Below are 16,687 nucleotides of genomic sequence, written 5' to 3' on the forward strand. Positions count from 1 at the left end.
TCGCCAAATATGCTTATGATAGATGCACTAGAACTCTGTCTTGGCACGCAATAAAAAAAGAGGGAACAAGGCCCCCTCTTTCTTTAAATATTACTCAGATACGTGTAGTAAGTATGTAGCAATTGCTTCTGCTTCAGCAGGCTTAAGATTGCTCATTGCAGGCATGTTAACACCTTCATATTGTCCAAAAATAATTTGTACAATTTCTTCTTCAGTATACTTACCTTCTAAAGCATTAATTGCAGGATTACTAGCTAACCCTTGTAGATCTTGTCCATGACAACTTAAACAGCTTCGCTGTGTTAGCTCTTCACCAGCTGCAATAGGATCATCGAATACGATTTCTTCTTCAGCTTCTCCTTCATCCGCTTGACTAGCTAATAAGCCTTGGAATGATAGTGCCACCATTAGAAGAATCCCTGCTATTGCAATTACTGCAAAAGGAAATAACGGTCTACCTTTCACTATCTTGTCCCCCTTTACACTATAATAATGACATATTCATAACAAAAAGTGAATCCATTTGAATTCCCTCTACCATTTTACTTGAAAAAAGTAAAAGAGAAAAGAGTTAACTGAAGAATTGCTTATTTTGTCATTGTTTTCTATTGTCATTTCCATTTTAACAAAGTTTAAGGAAAAATAAACTACTAAAACCGCCTATGAGATTTATTAGGAGCTTTTCTAGTGCTCTTTTCTATAGGCTAGTTGCTTTTTGTGATTTTTTTGAAATAAATGAGGCTGGGTTAAAGGTAATGTTGATATAAATTGATTTAACAGCTCGCTAATAGATAAAAAACACAATACCGAGAATAATTCCTGTACTTCCAGCAATGATAAAATATTTTAACTTAAATTTCATTCCAATTAATAACCATGAACTACAATTTATCAAAATAACTAATAGCATTATGATACGATTGCCAGGGAGTACTTGTTGAGTTATTTGAACTAAAATTAACAACATTGTAATCGCTGATATTAAAAAATAAAGATGTGCTAAATGAGGAAGCGTATTCAGGGTCTTTTTGGCGATTTTTAATATGATAACACCACAAAATATTCCAGAAGCCATTTGCAATAAAAATGGAAAATCAGTAAAATAAATTACAACAACACTTATCATTAAAAGAATTTGAACGAGAAAAAAGGTGAGTATGGACTTTATATAACGACGAGAACTAGTTGTTCCATCCTCTACCTTCATATAATCTTCTTCTCCTTCAGAATAAAGGGTGAGGAGGTAATTACAATATTGTTCAGGAAGAAGTCTAGTTTGTTTCCAATATCTTATTTCTTTAATGATGATTTCTTTCCGGTCTCGGTTCATTCATTCCCCTCCTGAAGGCTTAACTATCTTTATTATCGTCCTAGAATGCAAGTAATTGAAGTAAAAAAAGCTGACTCTAAGAGTCAGCCTTAAACTATACTTAATCTAAGAAATCTTTAAGTCGCTTACTACGACTTGGGTGCCTTAATTTTCTTAAAGCTTTCGCTTCAATTTGACGAATTCTCTCACGTGTTACACCGAATACTTTCCCTACTTCTTCAAGTGTGCGAGTTCTACCGTCATCTAGACCAAAGCGTAGGCGTAAAACATTTTCTTCTCGATCAGTTAGCGTATCTAATACGTCTTCTAATTGCTCTTTTAATAATTCGTAAGCAGCAGCATCTGAAGGTGCTAGCGCGTCCTGATCTTCGATAAAGTCACCGAGGTGAGAATCATCTTCTTCACCGATTGGCGTCTCTAATGAAACAGGTTCTTGAGCAATTTTAAGAATTTCTCTTACCTTTTCAGGGGTTAGGTCCATTTCTTCTGATACTTCTTCTGGAGTTGGTTCGCGTCCTAAATCTTGAAGTAATTGACGTTGTACACGAATTAATTTATTAATCGTTTCCACCATATGAACTGGGATTCGAATTGTACGAGCTTGATCGGCGATCGCACGAGTAATAGCTTGACGTATCCACCACGTTGCATACGTACTAAATTTATACCCTTTACGATAATCAAATTTCTCAACTGCTTTGATCAGACCCATATTTCCTTCTTGAATTAAGTCTAAAAACAACATCCCACGGCCCACGTAGCGCTTAGCAATACTTACAACGAGACGAAGGTTAGCTTCAGCTAAACGGCGTTTAGACTCCTCATCACCTTCTTCAATTTTCTTGGCTAAGTTTATCTCTTCCTCAGCAGATAGAAGTGGAACACGGCCGATTTCTTTTAAGTACATACGAACTGGGTCATTAATTTTAATTCCAGGAGGTACACTTAAGTCATTTAAGTCAAATTCCTCTTCTTCTTTTTCCATTTGTTGCATATTCGGTACATCATCATTATCATTTAATATTTCAATACCTTGTTCGCCTAAGTATTCAAAAAACTCATCAATTTGATCGGAATCTTGGTCAAATACTGCAAGCTTTTCTGTAATTTCAGCGTATGTTAGTACTCCTCTTTTTTTACCTAGTTCAACTAGTTGTTCTTTCACTTGATCGATGGTCAAATCTCCATCCGCGAGTGGGCGTAATGGTTTCTCAGCCATTCGATCCCCTCCTTCCATTGATACAACACGTCAACTCTCTTTAGATGAATAATCATCTCTCTAGCAGGTGCTATCGTTTAAGTTCTTTTTTCATTTTAATGATTTCCATGGCTATTTGCGCAGCCGCTAGAACATCATTTCGTTTTTCTGCTTCTTTCTTTTGTTTTTCTTTTTGTTCTATTTCTACCCATTTTGGGTAGGTTTCAATCTTATTAATATAATCATCCAATTCTTGATCAGATAACTCTTCTCTAATATCGAGCATTGCAACTTCAGTAGCAATCCTTCTTAGCTTTTCATCTTGAAGTCTTTCAATAAAAAAGCTTGGATTTGGCTCATACCCTTCACCATAATAGGCAAAAAGGTGCGCAACAATCGCGTGGTACTCATCTATATTAAATGCCCCACCAACTTTTTCTTGAATGGTAGCAGCTATTTCAGCATCTTTCATCATATAAGCTAAAAGAATTCTTTCAGCATTGTGAAAAGCAGGAAGCAACTTTTTTTGCTCAAATCCTCGTTTTTTAACTTCTACAAAAGAACGGGCCTTTGATCCATTTGGTTGTTGTTGTTGTCCTCCCTTATTTCGTTTTTCTCGATATATTCTATATTGCTCTTGTTTTAGAGCTTCTAGAGATAAGGAAAATTCACTTGCTACTTGTCTTAAATAATGATCTCTTTCTACTGCACGAGGAAGATCAGATATTTCATTAAGTACTTCTTCGATATACCTCATCCTTTCTCCTTCATCTAGGAGGTTTTTCCCTCGTCTTAAATACTGCATTTTGAAAGACATTAGTGTAAGACTTCCATCAATAATATCCCGCTTAAACTGTTCACCGCCATGAGCTTGAATATAATCATCAGGGTCTTGACCTTCTGGTAACAAAGCTACCTTAACATAACATCCTGCTTGCACTAATATCGAGGCGGCTCTTGAAGTTGCCTGAATGCCCGCTTCATCTGAGTCGTAACAGATAATAACAGTTTCAGCATTTCTCCTAATAATCTTAGCTTGCTCTTCTGTAAGTGCAGTCCCTAAAGTTGCAATCCCATTGCTTACTCCTGCTCCCCAGGCCGATATAACATCAATATATCCTTCAAATAGTACTGCTTGATTTAGCTTTCTAATTGAAGGTCTAGCTATGTGGATCCCGTAGAGTGTACGACTTTTATTAAATAGTACAGTCTCAGGACTATTTAAATATTTGGGCTTCCCGTCGTCTATTATTCGACCACCAAAAGCGATAACATTTCCTTGTCGGTCCCAAATGGGAAACATAATTCGGTTTCGGAAGCGATCAAACACTTTCCCGTCAAATTCGCGTACAGAAAGAAGGCCAGCTTTTTCTAATCCCTTTAGGTTAAATCCTCTTTTTTCTAGTAGGCTTGTTAGGCTATCCCAATGATTTGGAGCAAAACCCATTTGGAAATGATCAATCATTTCCTTAGTAAAGCCACGTTTCTGTAGGTAATCTAATCCTACAGTTCCCATGTCTGTTTTAAGTAAGATATGATGATAAAATTTCATTGCTAGCTCATGTGCAGCTTCTATAGCACTGTGTTCATTTGATTTCTTTTGATCTGCCCTAACACTCGGTAGTTCGACATTTGTCTTTTCTCCCAATTTAACTACCGACTCGACAAAGGATAGACCTTCTAACTCCATTAGAAAGGAGAACACATTTCCTCCTGCACCACAACCAAAACAGTGATAAAGTTGCTTATCTGGTGAAACCGAAAACGAAGGAGTCTTTTCACCATGAAAAGGACAAAGACCAATATAATTTCTTCCTTGCTTTTTCAGTTGAACGTATTCGTTAATAACTTCAACAATATCTGCTGTCTTACGAACCTCTTCAATCTTTTCTTCCGGGATGCGGTAGCCCATCATTCATCACCAAATTTCTACATTTCATTTGGATTACCTTTCCGGTTAATATCATTTCGACCTTTTTCGGCAAATTCCTTCTTTACCTCTAATATTTTTCTTAAATTGTTACAAAAATGTTTGCGATCCATTGATGTAAATGCTTTCGGTCCTTTCGTCTTGTTCCCAGACCTCCTTTGTTTTTGAGACCAATGTCTAAGTTGCAGGATCGTTATCATTTCATCTTCGGAGAAAACTTTCCCCCGTGGTGATAAAACAGACGCTCCACGCCCCACTAAAATCGAGGCAAGTGCATGATCTTGTGTTACAATAACATCATTTTTCTTCGCATGATTCATTATAAATAAATCTGCTGCTTCTTTATCTGAATCGACCCGTACTATTTTAGCATGTTCACTACGAATGTCATGCGAGTATGATGAAACAAACACAACCTCGACATTATACTCGGATGAAATAGCCAAAATCTCATCTTTCACTGGGCAAGAATCAGCATCAACATATACATACGATTTCGTTAACATGGTCTCTATTTCTACATCTCCTAACAAAATCCTTCTTTAAAGTGCTAATTAGAAATGAAATATGTCGACAAATACTCATCAATAACTATCATTACCAAAAAACACAGAAAAAGTCTTGACTTTTTCAATTTATTTGTTCTTTTTTTCTTTTATGCTAAATTATTTAAGTTTTTTTTCATCACAATTTTTCATTATAATAATTATTTCTAAATTTGACTACTATCATGCTTAAAATATTTTCCTTCTAGAAAGTAAAAATGGTTTCGTTTATTAGCGACAATGCAGGATAGCTTAATTAGGTATCCGTAGCTTCGATTTAGACAAAACAATAGAGGCTGACTAATCAGCCTCTATTTCCCTTGAAACATGTTCGATATAAGGTTTGCTGTTTCCTCTACAGCTTTACTAGATACGTCAATAACTGTACAACCAATTCGATTCATAATTTTTTCGGCATACTCAAGCTCTTGTTTTATTCGTTCCATGTTTGCATAATTGGCTTCTGCTTTTAGACCTAGTGCTTTTAGGCGTTCGGTCCGAATGTCGTTTAATTTATCCGCATTAATAATAAGCCCAATGCATTTTTTGGGTGACACTTTAAATAATTCCTCAGGCGGCTCGACTTCAGGAACTAATGGAACATTAGCCACTTTAAAGCGTTTGTGTGCTAAGTATTGAGAAAGTGGTGTTTTTGACGTCCTAGAAACCCCAACCAAAACAATATCAGCTCGAACAATTCCTCTTGGGTCGCGACCATCATCGTATTTTACAGCAAATTCAATCGCCTCGACTTTTCGGAAATAGTCTTCATCTAGTCTATATACGAGTCCTGGTTCATAGCGAGGCTCCTTCTGTGTAAGTGCTCCAATTTTCTCCATCATCGGACCAATAATATCCACAACCTCAACATTTGCTACCTGTGCTTGTTCAGTTAAATATTCTTTTACCTCTGGAATAACTAATGTATATGCAATAATCGCTTTTGCTTGTTGCGCTAGGCCAACAACTTCATCAATTGTACTTTTATCATCAACATATGGTATTCTACGAACCTCTACTCCAGAGCCACTAAATTGACTAGCTGCAGCACGTACAACTAATTCAGCAGTTTCACCTACTGAATCTGATACAACATAAACAATCGGGCGATGGTTAAATACCTCCATTACTACCTCCTTATTGGCGCAAACGATCACTTTTAAATTAGTTCATCGTTCGCTAAGTCCACTAACACTTTCGTAATGTTTGTCTTGGTTAATCTACCAATCACTTCAAGTCCAGATCCTTTATCAAACTCTCGGACGACTGGCAAGGCATCGATTTGTTTGTCGATGAGCTTGTTCGCCACATCTATAATAAGATCATCTTTTTGACACATCGTAATGTTTGGCATTCTAGTCATAATAATACTAACAGGCATTGTTTCTATTTTTTGACTTCCGATACTCGCTCTCAATAAATCCTTTCGAGAAAGAACCCCCATCAATGATGAGTTTTGGTCGACAACAAATAACGTACCTACATCCTCCAAAAACATCGTGACGATAGCATCGTAAACAGAAGAAGATTCGTTAACTACAACAGGTATTGATTGGTATTGCTGTACCGTAATTTTCTTTACTTTTTCTGTTAACAACTGTGAACCCGTTTTTCCAGTATAAAAATATCCTACCCTTGGTCTTGCGTCTAAAAATCCAGCCATTGTTAATATAGCTAGGTCTGGTCTTAATGTTGCTCTTGTTAAATTCAATCGTTCTGCAATCTGTTCACCAGTAATTGGACCACTACTTTTAACTATATCTATAATCTGCTCTTGTCTAACAGTTAGTTCGATTGTAGTTCACCGCCTTCACAACACCTAATGTGTTATGCTTTTTATTCTATTATTATATACTAATACAATGAATTATGGAATATGCGGCGCATTATTTATTAAAAGTAAAGCAGACTCCAACCATTTCATATAAGGTAACTCCAAAAACTGTGGAATCTGCTTTATACCTTATAATGTTTTATGCAAACACAATTGCATTAAAGTTAGCAAAGCTTTGAATAGTGTTTGCGAGTAACTTCATTTGGACCAAACGATTTTGTTTAACTTTTTCATCTTCTGACATAACCATAATATTATCAAAATATAAGTTTATTGTTTTTTGTGTGTCCACTAAAGCATTATAAGCTTGTTTGACATCACTATTCTCTAATGCTTGTTTTACTTTTTGGTCCGTTTCTAGGTAGGTCTTATAAAGAGCCCTTTCTTCTTCCTGTTCAAATAAGCTTTCCGAAAGCTGAGTTAGTTCCCCTGCTTTAGAAGAGATGTTAGTTACACGACTTAATGCTTCTACTGTTTCTTTAAATTGTGGTGTTTCAATTTGTTCCATAAGAAGTTGAGCCTTTTTAACAATTATATCTACCTGGCCAATTTTTTCCGAAAGAACTGCATCAACTACATCATAACGAGTTCCTCGCTCTTGAAGTGCATTCTTTACTCTTAATCTAAAGAAATCAATTAAATCTTTGTATACTTCTTCATTATTACGTTTCAATAAATTTTTATTTTCAGCTACATCTAGACCCATTTCGATAACTTCTTCAACTGATAACGAAAGATTTTTATCCAAAATCATTTGGATAATACCTGCTGCTTGACGGCGAAGTGCATATGGATCTTGGGAGCCTGACGGTATAAGACCGATACCAAAACAAGTAACAATCGTATCTAATTTGTCAGCTATACTTACAACTGTCCCTGTAATAGTTGTGGGACTCTCATCATTAGCAAAGCGCGGCATATAATGCTCTCTAATAGCTACAGCTACCTCTTTGGCTTCTCCAGCTTTTAAAGCATATTCTTCACCCATTCTCCCTTGTAATTCTGGGAATTCGTAAACCATTTGTGTAACTAAATCAAATTTGCATAATTTCGCAGCTCGTTTAATAGTTGAAGTGTCTGCTACCTCAAACTTAGCTGCAAGCGTACTTGAGATCGCTTCAATTCTGCCTACTTTTTCAGATAGTGTACCTAATTCTTCGTGATAAACGATCGTTTCTAATCTTGATAAAGCATTTTCGATTTTCAGTTTTTGGTCTTCACGATAGAAAAATTGTGCATCAGAAAGACGAGCTCGCAATACTTTTTCATTTCCTTTTACAACGTTATCTAAATGTTCATGATTACCATTTCTAACGGTTATAAAGTGAGGCAAAAGCTTCCCCTCTTCAGTTTGAACCGGAAAATAACGTTGATGCTCCCTCATAGATGTAATTAGAACTTCTTCAGGTACTTCAAGGAAGCTTTCATCGAAACTTCCATGAAGAGCAGTTGGGTATTCTACAAGATTATTGACCTCTTCTAGTAAATTCTCATCAATTGGGATAACCCATCCCTTTTGTTCTTCAATTTGTTTTATTTGTGTTCTAATTGCTGCTTTTCTCTCTAAAGGATTAACGATAACATACTCAGCTAAGAGAGTTTTTACATAATCACTAGGCTCACTAATAGTTGTCTCACTACCTAAGAAACGGTGACCAACCGATCTATTTCCTGTTTGAACATTTGTAATTTCAAAAGGAATAACTTCGTTTCCATAAAGGGCAACGAGCCATTGGATCGGACGGACATAGCGTAAATCGTATCGATTCCAACGCATATTTTTGGGAAAATGAAGGCTTTTAATAATTTCTTCAACTTGCGGTAAAATCGTTTTTGTTTCTTGGCCAATAATGTGCTTTTTAGCAAATACGTATTCTTGTCCATTGATTTCGTTAAAGAACAATTCATCAGCAGAAATACCTTGCCCTCTAGCAAATCCTAATGCCGCTTTCGTCCAATTTCCCTCTTCATCAACAGCGATCTTCTTTGCTGGCCCTCTTGCTTCTTCAATCATATCTTGTTGTTTTTCAGCTACTCCAGTAATTACTATTGCAAGACGTCGTGGTGTCGAAAAAGCTTCAATTGCTTCATAGGCAACGTTTCCACCCTTTAACCAATTTTCGAGTTTATCTTTTAACTGGTTCATCGCATCAGTAACAAATCTTGCAGGCATTTCTTCTAAGCCAATTTCAAGTAAAAAATCTCTACTACTCATTTACATTTCCTCCTTATCTTTCAGCATTGGGAAGCCAAGTCTTTCACGTTCTGCTAAATAAACTTTTGCACAATCTCTAGCTAGATTTCGAACACGGCCAATATACCCTGTACGCTCTGTTACTGAAATAGCTCCCCTTGCGTCAAGTTGATTAAATACATGAGAGCACTTCAAAACATAATCATAAGCTGGAAATACTAACTTTTCTGCAAGTGCACGTTTTGCTTCCTGTTCATATGTACTAAATAACTGGAAGAGCATTGTGCTATCTGAAACCTCAAATGTATATTTCGAATGTTCATATTCAGGTTGTAAAAAGATATCTCCGTAGGTTACACCATTTACCCATTCAAGATCGAAGACATTTTCTTTATCTTGAATGTAAGAGGCTAAACGTTCGATCCCGTATGTGATTTCAACTGCAACAGGATTAGCATCAATGCCACCTACTTGTTGGAAATATGTAAACTGTGTAATTTCCATCCCATCAAGCCAAACTTCCCAACCTAAGCCCCAAGCACCTAGAGTAGGAGCCTCCCAGTTATCCTCTACGAAGCGAATATCATGCTCCAGTGGGTTAATACCTAATTCTTTTAAGCTGTCTAAATAGAGCTCCTGAATATTGTCAGGTGATGGTTTCATAATGACTTGAAATTGATGATGTTGATATAGGCGATTAGGGTTTTCACCATATCGACCATCAACTGGGCGTCTTGAAGGTTCAACATAAGCTACATTCCAAGGCTCTGGGCCAATACTTCGTAAATAAGTCATCGGATTCATTGTACCTGCACCTTTTTCCACATCGTATGCCTGCATAATAATGCAGTTTTGGTTTGCCCAAAAATTTTGTAACGTTAGAATCATATTTTGTACATTCATTTTCTTTCCTCCTTATCGAATAACTCCTATAGTAGCTGTATTCTTCAACTACACATTGTTTGTAAAATAACATAGAGCCTAGATCCTATTAAAATCTAATGGTGTCTTAGTATGTAATCTTTGCTTTAAATGAGCCAAGCATAAAAAAACTCCCGCCTCTATGCTATCCTTATAGCATAGGGACGAGAGTTACCCGCGGTTCCACCCTATTTGCTTATCCCAACTAACTTGAGAAAAGCCACTTTAAATTAAGAAGTGCTCCAGATCGCCTTTCTTTATCATCTATACCCCTAGCTCGCACCGTCCTAGGTTCGCTTTTTATAGAGAGGATAAATACTTCTTTTCCTTCTTTGCACCATATGTTTAAATATTAAGGTTGTTCTTTAAAGCATAATATACAAAAAGATATCTATTGTCAACTTTCATTTGAATCGAACCAATTCATTTTTTCTAACTGGTCTAAAAATGACCGTGACTTTAGCCTCAATCCAGAGTATTCATCATAATAAGAGTTTAAAACTTGTTTTAGTTCTTGCTTCGTCTCTTTTTTGACAGAGATATTTCCTAAACGGTTTAAATCAAAATGGTAAAAAAGCCGGAGAAGTTTTATCGTTCCAGGTGAAACCTTTAACCTGTATGGGTCTTTCGCCGAACAGCGATGGCATAAGAACCCCCCTTCTCCTATAGAAAAAGAAAACTCTCCATCAACACTACCACAGCTAGCACATCCATTTAATTGTGGGCCAATTCCAGCTACAAAAAGCATCTTTACTTCATAGAGTCGGACTAATATTTCTGGATCTACTTCTTCGTCAATATAATGCAACGTCTGCATTAGTAGTTCAAATAAAAATGGATTACGCTCTCGCTCATTGGTAAGCTTATCGGTCAATTCAACTATGTAAGATGCACAAGAGGCTCGAAGTAAATCATTTCGAACCTCTCGGTATGATTGAATGATCTCTCCTTGTTGAAGAGTTCCAAGACCCGAGCCTTTCTGTATTAGAAATGTTCCGTAAATAAATAATTGCGATACAGCGGCTAGTCGACTCTTAGGTTTTTTCGCACCTCTCGCCATGACACCGACCTTGCCCATCTCTCTTGTAAGTAGTGTTACAATTTTATTTGCTTCGCCGTAATCCGATGTACGTATAACAATACCTTCAACTTTTTGAAACATTCTCGTCACCACACAAAGAAGTCGTGAGGTGCAAGCAAGATTAGTGAGCGTCTAAATTCGTGTACTCCTCTTCAATATCTTGAGCTGAAACATCTCCATGCTCATTTTCCAATTCCTTGATTAACAAATAGGTATCAACACTTCCGGTCATCGAGAATACTTTCCAAGAAAAATCAAGCATTCGGAATTCCACCTTTCGTTTTAAGGATTGTTAGACCGCTCTATATTCTATAGCTTGACCTTGTTTTGCAAAATCATGTTATGGAATAATTGTCAATTATAACAACTAGTCGTATGCAACATTCATTTACATCATACATCTATCTTAGAGATTTTTTTATAAAAAAACAATGGCTACAGACAGAGCCATTGTTAAATATTTGTTAACAACCGTTTACGAACTATTACAGCCTAATATTCGTCCTCATTAAACCCAAAATCACGCAGTTGGTTTCCTTTATTTCTCCAATCTTTTTGCACTTTTACCCATAATTCTAAGAACACCTTTGAGCCTAATAATGCTTCAATATCTATACGGGCACGTTTCCCTATTTCTTTGAGCATGCTACCTTGCTTACCAATTATAATGCCTTTCTGTGAAGAACGTTCGACAATAATAGTTGCACCTACATAAACAGTATCACTACCTTCTCGTTTCTTCATTTGCTCAATGACTACAGCTAAAGAATGAGGAATTTCCTCCCGTGTTAAGTGGAGTGCTTTTTCCCGAATCAATTCAGCAACTATAAAGCGTTCGGGATGGTCTGTCACTTGATCAGCTGGATAATATTGTGGTCCCTCTGGCAAATGTTTCGTAATTTGTTCTAATAAAGTAGGTACATTATTTCCTTCTAACGCCGAGACAGGAACGATCTCCTCAAATGTGTGTCGATCCTTATATTCGTTAATAATATCTAATAGCTTTTCTGGATGAACTTTATCAATTTTGTTAACGACTAAAAATACAGGAGTTTTTGACTCTTTCAAACGGTCTAAGATGAATTGTTCACCTGATCCAAATCCTTCTCCTGCATCAATTACAAACATAATTAAGTCAACTTCTCTTAATGTATTATTTGCAATTTTCATCATAAAATCACCTAGCTTATGCTTAGGTCTATGTATTCCTGGCGTATCTAGAAATACAATCTGGGAGTCATTATTCGTATATACACCTTGAATTTTATTTCTTGTTGTTTGTGGCTTATCGCTCATAATCGCAATTTTCTGTCCAATTATATAATTTAATAATGTCGACTTCCCTACATTAGGTCGGCCAATAATGGCAACAAAACCAGATTTATATCCTTCTCTATTATTCATTTAAATCCCCCGCAGTAAAAGCTCCAGGCAATAGTTCACCTACAGTTATTTCTTGTACATTACCCTTTAAATTTGTTAAGTATACTGGCATCTCTGCACTACAAAATTCTGTAAGTACTTGACGACATGCACCACATGGTGGCACTGGGCGTTCTGTATCAGCAACAATAGCAATTGCAGAAAATGAATGTACTCCTTCTGAAACAGCTTTAAAAACAGCTGTTCTTTCAGCACAATTGGTTAACCCATACGATGCATTTTCAATATTACATCCTTTGAAAACTTGTCCATCCTTAGTTAGTAAAGCTGCTCCAACTGGAAACTTAGAATATGGAACATACGCTTTTTCTCTAGCAGACATTGCTTCGTCCATAAGCTTTGTTTTTTCCAAAATTATTCTTCCTTTCTCTTTTCACGTATGTATACTTTCATGTTTGTTTGATCATAGATTGCGTCTTTTTCAATAACATCATCCATTGAATCTTGTGGAACAACAACGCCACCAGAAATAATAAATTTCAGCCCTTGCTCAACTGTCATATTAAGTACAATAACATCCTCTCTAGGCACAAGTACTAGCCATCCAGAAGTTGGATTAGGTGTTGTTGGTAAAAAGACATTGATACACTCTTTTGAAGTAAGACGCTGAACCTCCCCTTTTGAGGCACCCGTTTGAAATCCAATCGTATAGAGTCCTTTCCTTGGGTATTCTAAAAGAACCACATTTTTAAATGAAGAACGTTCCTGCGCAAAAGCATGAATGATTTGTTCAACTGAAGTATAGATAGAATTTGCTATCGGAACCCTTCTAAACCCTCTATCAATTGCATTTAGGATGCCGCTTCCCTTTCCAGTTAGGCGCATTGAACCAATCCATGTGATTAAAATAATTGTTAATATAAAACCAATACCAAAAATTCGTTCAGAAAATGGAGTGTAGACACCAAGAAAATAGATACTACCGTCATGCGTTGTAATAATATTTAACCCTTTTAATATGCCAGTAATAAAAGAACCTAGGAAAGCATCAATTAAAGTAAACAAAAATTGAATGACATAAATTGTGGCTATTGCTGGCAACAGAAAAATAAGCCCAGCAATAATATTTTTTTGTAGCCTTTTCCACATGTCTCGTAGTTAACTCCTCTCCTACTTCAACCTAAAATATTCGACAGTCGCTCAATAATCGGTGGTAAAAAAATCAATAACCCAATCAAGACAGTTATAATACTAAAAATAAATACAGCAGCAGCAGCAATATCTTTAGCAACTTTAGCTTGTGGGTGGTAATCTTCTGTGATCATATCAACAGTTCGTTCTATTGCGGTATTCATCACCTCTAAAGAAAGTACCACCCCTATTACTAACAGCAAGATCATTTTATGAGTTAAGGAAACATTTAATATAAACGCAAGAGCCATAACAACTATGCCCATAATTAAATGAATTCTCATATTTTGCTCATACCGAATGACATATCTTAAGCCAGTCCATGCGTAAACGAAAGAACGAAGCAGTCTCTTAAATCCCCAGAGATTTTTATCTTTTAAGTCCATAAGCGTTCAGTATTTCCTCTTGTCTTGAGAACATCGTTTTCTCCTCTTCATCTGTTAGATGGTTATAGCCTAGTAAGTGGAGAAAGCCGTGAACAAGAAGAAAACCAAGTTCTCTTTCAAATGAATGTTCATAACTCTGTGCTTGTTCGATCGTACGTGGAATAGATATGATAATGTCCCCTAAAACATTCGGACCTTCAGGATCTATAATTTGCACTTCCTCTTCCCCTGCTTCATTTAAGGCAAAGGAAATAACGTCAGTAGGTGTATCTTTCCCACGATAATCTCGGTTTATTTCTTTTATACGTTCATCATCGACAAAAGTGATGGAAATTTCAATGGGACCAGTTAATCCCTCCATTTCAGCAGCTTTAGAAATAACCTCTTTTGTTAACTGAAATTGATCTTCTGTAATGCTAGTCGTTTCATCTAATATGTCGATTTCTAAATTCATTATTTCGCTCCCTTTTCTTTTGGATCATCAGGATATTCAATACGAGAATGGAAAGTACCTTGTAAAGTTTCATACATCGATACCGCTACTTTATCTAGTTCTTTTAAAGTAAGGTCACATTCATTAAATTGCCCATCTTCAAGACGATCATTTACGATCTTACGTATCATCGCCAGTATTTTATCTGGTGTTGGCTTATTTAATGATCTTACAGCTGCCTCAATACAATCAGCTATACCTACAATCGCTGCTTCTTTCGTTTGAGCTTTAGGTCCAGGGTACCTAAATTGCTCTTCAGGTATCTTCTGTTCCGTTTCTTGATTAGCTTTATGGTAAAAATACTTTAACAGTGTTGTACCATGGTGCTGCTCTGCAATATCGATAATTTCTTTTGGCATTTTATATTCCTTTAACATGTCTGCACCATCATACGGGTGAGAAATGATAATCGTCTTACTAAGCTGTGGAGAAATTTTATCATGTGGATTATCAATCTTCATTTGATTTTCAATGAAAAAGTGCGGGCGTTTTGTTTTTCCAATATCATGATAATAAGACCCAACTCTTGCTAGTAATCCATTTGCTCCTATCGATTCACAAGCTGCCTCAGCTAAGTTTCCTACTACCACACTATGATGGTAGGTCCCTGGGGCTTCCAATAGGATTTTTCTTAAAAGCGGATGATTTGGGTTAGAAAGCTCAATAAGTTTTGTCGTCGATAATATACCAAAACCAGCTTCAAAAAATGGGACTAGACCAAGTGTCAATACAGCGGCAATAAACCCTGATAAGAAAGCGAACCCTAAATGCATTCCAATTTCAATCCAGCCTTGTTGAAATCCCTTTAACAATAAGATCGATATAATCGTTACCATATTAATAAACGAAACAAAGAGTCCTGCTTTTAAAATTCGTGTCATGCTTGTTGATCGACCTAAGAAATAAACACCAGCAAAACAACTGAATAAAATGTATACACCAAACGTAAAATTAAATGTACCTACTGCATCATTGTTAAAGATAATACTAGCAATTATCGCAAAAAATATGCTGGAAAATAACGCAATTCTTTGATGAATTAACGTAGTTAACAACATCGCTCCTACTGCTACAGGTACAATTAAACCTATTGCTACAATATCAAGCCTTTCAATTAAACTCGTGATTTTCATAACGGATACACCGATAAAGAAAATAAGAATAAACATGAGCAAATGACTATTATTCGTCTTTACACTTGTTTGTGCTTCGTTAAGATAATATGCAAGCATACCGACCATTAGTAGGACTAATAGAGCTAAACCTAAATAAGGATATATATTAAATGCATCATCTAATAGGCCAACCATCCGTATTTGTTCGTAAATCTCATGGTTAATTAACTCACCTTGCTTAACGAGTAGCTGACCTTCTCGAATAATAACAGGCTCTACTGATTCAACTGCTTCTTGTTGAAGACGTTCTGTTGCTTTATCGTCATAAATATAATTAGGTATAATGGCGAATTGGGCTGTTTCAATCATAGCATCATGCAAACGGTTTGATACTGTTAATATGGCAATCTTATCTTTTACAGACCGTTTAGCTTGAGCTAAATCGTTAATAGCAATTCTCTCGCTCATGACTGCATGTACGGCATTAGTAGTTGTTTCTCTTGCAACTTGTAATTGACTACTAGAAGATAATAATAATGTTCGTACCGTTTCATCTGAAAGTTCATTCGTTGTCCCAGAAGAAATAACTTCTTGAACATAATTTAAACGATCTTCTAAACTTAAGTTCTCATTTTCTCCCTCTGATTCTGACTCTGTTTTTGTCATTTCTTCATTGACTAAATGAATCAAATCAAAAATATCATTTATTTTTTCAACTTGCATTTGTGTATATTCTTTTTTCAATACATAAACAGGTTGGACTGATTCAAGTAATTCCTTCCGCTTCTGTTCCGTTGCAATTTTATTTTCCACTGTAATCGGAGCTCGAATATCTTGTTCTGCCACTGTGGACATTCGAACTTCAACCTTTTCTGGGATAATATTATCCAGCATTGCAAGAAATAAGAACACTGCTAATATGATAAATAGAACACCACGCAAGTAACGGTGATCCTTTATTCTTTTCCACCACGTCATTTGATCGATCGGGGAACGTTTATTCATGATCGGTCACCTCTTATTTTGAAAACCTAATACTTCTTTCATGTTTGTCCAACAAATATTGTTTTAAACTACAACTGAAAT

At 36.2% G+C, this 16,687-nt stretch carries 17 protein-coding genes; all 17 read right to left on the minus strand.

Annotated features, from left to right (window positions below; translation table 11 throughout):
• Positions 1-90 precede the first annotated feature (90 nt).
• The gene (locus GKP30_RS13855) at positions 91-465 is read right to left on the minus strand and encodes a c-type cytochrome (protein WP_216830037.1); all 375 of its coding nucleotides are present in this window, start codon (positions 463-465) and stop codon (positions 91-93) included.
• A gap of 319 nt (positions 466-784) precedes the next feature.
• A complete protein-coding gene (locus tag GKP30_RS13860; protein WP_216830038.1) occupies positions 785-1,330 on the minus strand; it encodes a hypothetical protein in 546 nt (181 codons plus the stop codon).
• Positions 1,331-1,430: 100 nt separating this feature from the next.
• Positions 1,431-2,549: an RNA polymerase sigma factor RpoD gene (gene rpoD, locus GKP30_RS13865; RefSeq protein ID WP_216830039.1), complete on the minus strand. Its 1,119-nt coding sequence runs from the start codon at positions 2,547-2,549 to the stop codon at positions 1,431-1,433.
• A 70-nt stretch (positions 2,550-2,619) separates the two neighbouring features.
• Positions 2,620-4,440: a DNA primase gene (gene dnaG, locus GKP30_RS13870; RefSeq protein WP_216830040.1), complete on the minus strand. Its 1,821-nt coding sequence runs from the start codon at positions 4,438-4,440 to the stop codon at positions 2,620-2,622.
• A gap of 17 nt (positions 4,441-4,457) precedes the next feature.
• Positions 4,458-4,964, minus strand: a complete 507-nt coding sequence (locus GKP30_RS13875) for a YaiI/YqxD family protein (protein WP_216830041.1) — start codon at positions 4,962-4,964, stop codon at positions 4,458-4,460.
• 350 nt (positions 4,965-5,314) lie between these two features.
• Positions 5,315-6,130, minus strand: a complete 816-nt coding sequence (locus GKP30_RS13880; RefSeq protein WP_216830042.1) for a pyruvate, water dikinase regulatory protein — start codon at positions 6,128-6,130, stop codon at positions 5,315-5,317.
• Between the two features lie 32 nt (positions 6,131-6,162).
• Positions 6,163-6,798 (minus strand): helix-turn-helix transcriptional regulator, encoded by a 636-nt coding sequence (locus GKP30_RS13885; RefSeq protein WP_216830092.1) that lies wholly within the window; start codon positions 6,796-6,798, stop codon positions 6,163-6,165.
• A 178-nt stretch (positions 6,799-6,976) separates the two neighbouring features.
• Positions 6,977-9,052, minus strand: a complete 2,076-nt coding sequence (gene glyS / locus GKP30_RS13890; RefSeq protein WP_216830043.1) for a glycine--tRNA ligase subunit beta — start codon at positions 9,050-9,052, stop codon at positions 6,977-6,979.
• On the minus strand, positions 9,053-9,934 hold the full coding sequence (gene glyQ, locus GKP30_RS13895) for a glycine--tRNA ligase subunit alpha (protein WP_216830044.1): 882 nt from the start codon (positions 9,932-9,934) through the stop codon (positions 9,053-9,055).
• A gap of 415 nt (positions 9,935-10,349) precedes the next feature.
• Positions 10,350-11,114, minus strand: a complete 765-nt coding sequence (gene recO / locus GKP30_RS13900; RefSeq protein WP_216830045.1) for a DNA repair protein RecO — start codon at positions 11,112-11,114, stop codon at positions 10,350-10,352.
• A 40-nt stretch (positions 11,115-11,154) separates the two neighbouring features.
• Positions 11,155-11,295 (minus strand): YqzL family protein, encoded by a 141-nt coding sequence (locus GKP30_RS13905; RefSeq protein WP_216830046.1) that lies wholly within the window; start codon positions 11,293-11,295, stop codon positions 11,155-11,157.
• A 230-nt stretch (positions 11,296-11,525) separates the two neighbouring features.
• On the minus strand, positions 11,526-12,437 hold the full coding sequence (gene era, locus GKP30_RS13910) for a GTPase Era (RefSeq protein WP_216830047.1): 912 nt from the start codon (positions 12,435-12,437) through the stop codon (positions 11,526-11,528).
• The gene (locus tag GKP30_RS13915) at positions 12,430-12,828 is read right to left on the minus strand and encodes a cytidine deaminase (protein WP_216830048.1); all 399 of its coding nucleotides are present in this window, start codon (positions 12,826-12,828) and stop codon (positions 12,430-12,432) included. Before GKP30_RS13915 ends, era begins: the two co-directional genes overlap by 8 nt.
• A gap of 2 nt (positions 12,829-12,830) precedes the next feature.
• Positions 12,831-13,565, minus strand: a complete 735-nt coding sequence (locus GKP30_RS13920) for a DUF502 domain-containing protein (RefSeq protein ID WP_216830049.1) — start codon at positions 13,563-13,565, stop codon at positions 12,831-12,833.
• 26 nt (positions 13,566-13,591) lie between these two features.
• Positions 13,592-13,993: a diacylglycerol kinase gene (locus GKP30_RS13925; RefSeq protein ID WP_216830050.1), complete on the minus strand. Its 402-nt coding sequence runs from the start codon at positions 13,991-13,993 to the stop codon at positions 13,592-13,594.
• Complete coding sequence (gene ybeY, locus GKP30_RS13930; RefSeq protein WP_216830051.1) at positions 13,977-14,447, minus strand: rRNA maturation RNase YbeY; 471 nt, start codon at positions 14,445-14,447, stop codon at positions 13,977-13,979. Before ybeY ends, GKP30_RS13925 begins: the two co-directional genes overlap by 17 nt.
• Positions 14,447-16,606 carry an HD family phosphohydrolase gene (locus tag GKP30_RS13935; RefSeq protein ID WP_216830052.1) on the minus strand — a complete coding sequence of 720 codons (2,160 nt, stop codon included), beginning with the start codon at positions 16,604-16,606 and terminating at the stop codon, positions 14,447-14,449. Before GKP30_RS13935 ends, ybeY begins: the two co-directional genes overlap by 1 nt.
• Between the last annotated feature and the right edge of the window lie 81 nt (positions 16,607-16,687).

This window comes from Alkalihalobacterium elongatum, assembly GCF_019024285.1.
Taxonomy (GTDB): Bacteria; Bacillota; Bacilli; order Bacillales; family Bacillaceae_F; genus Alkalihalobacterium; species Alkalihalobacterium elongatum.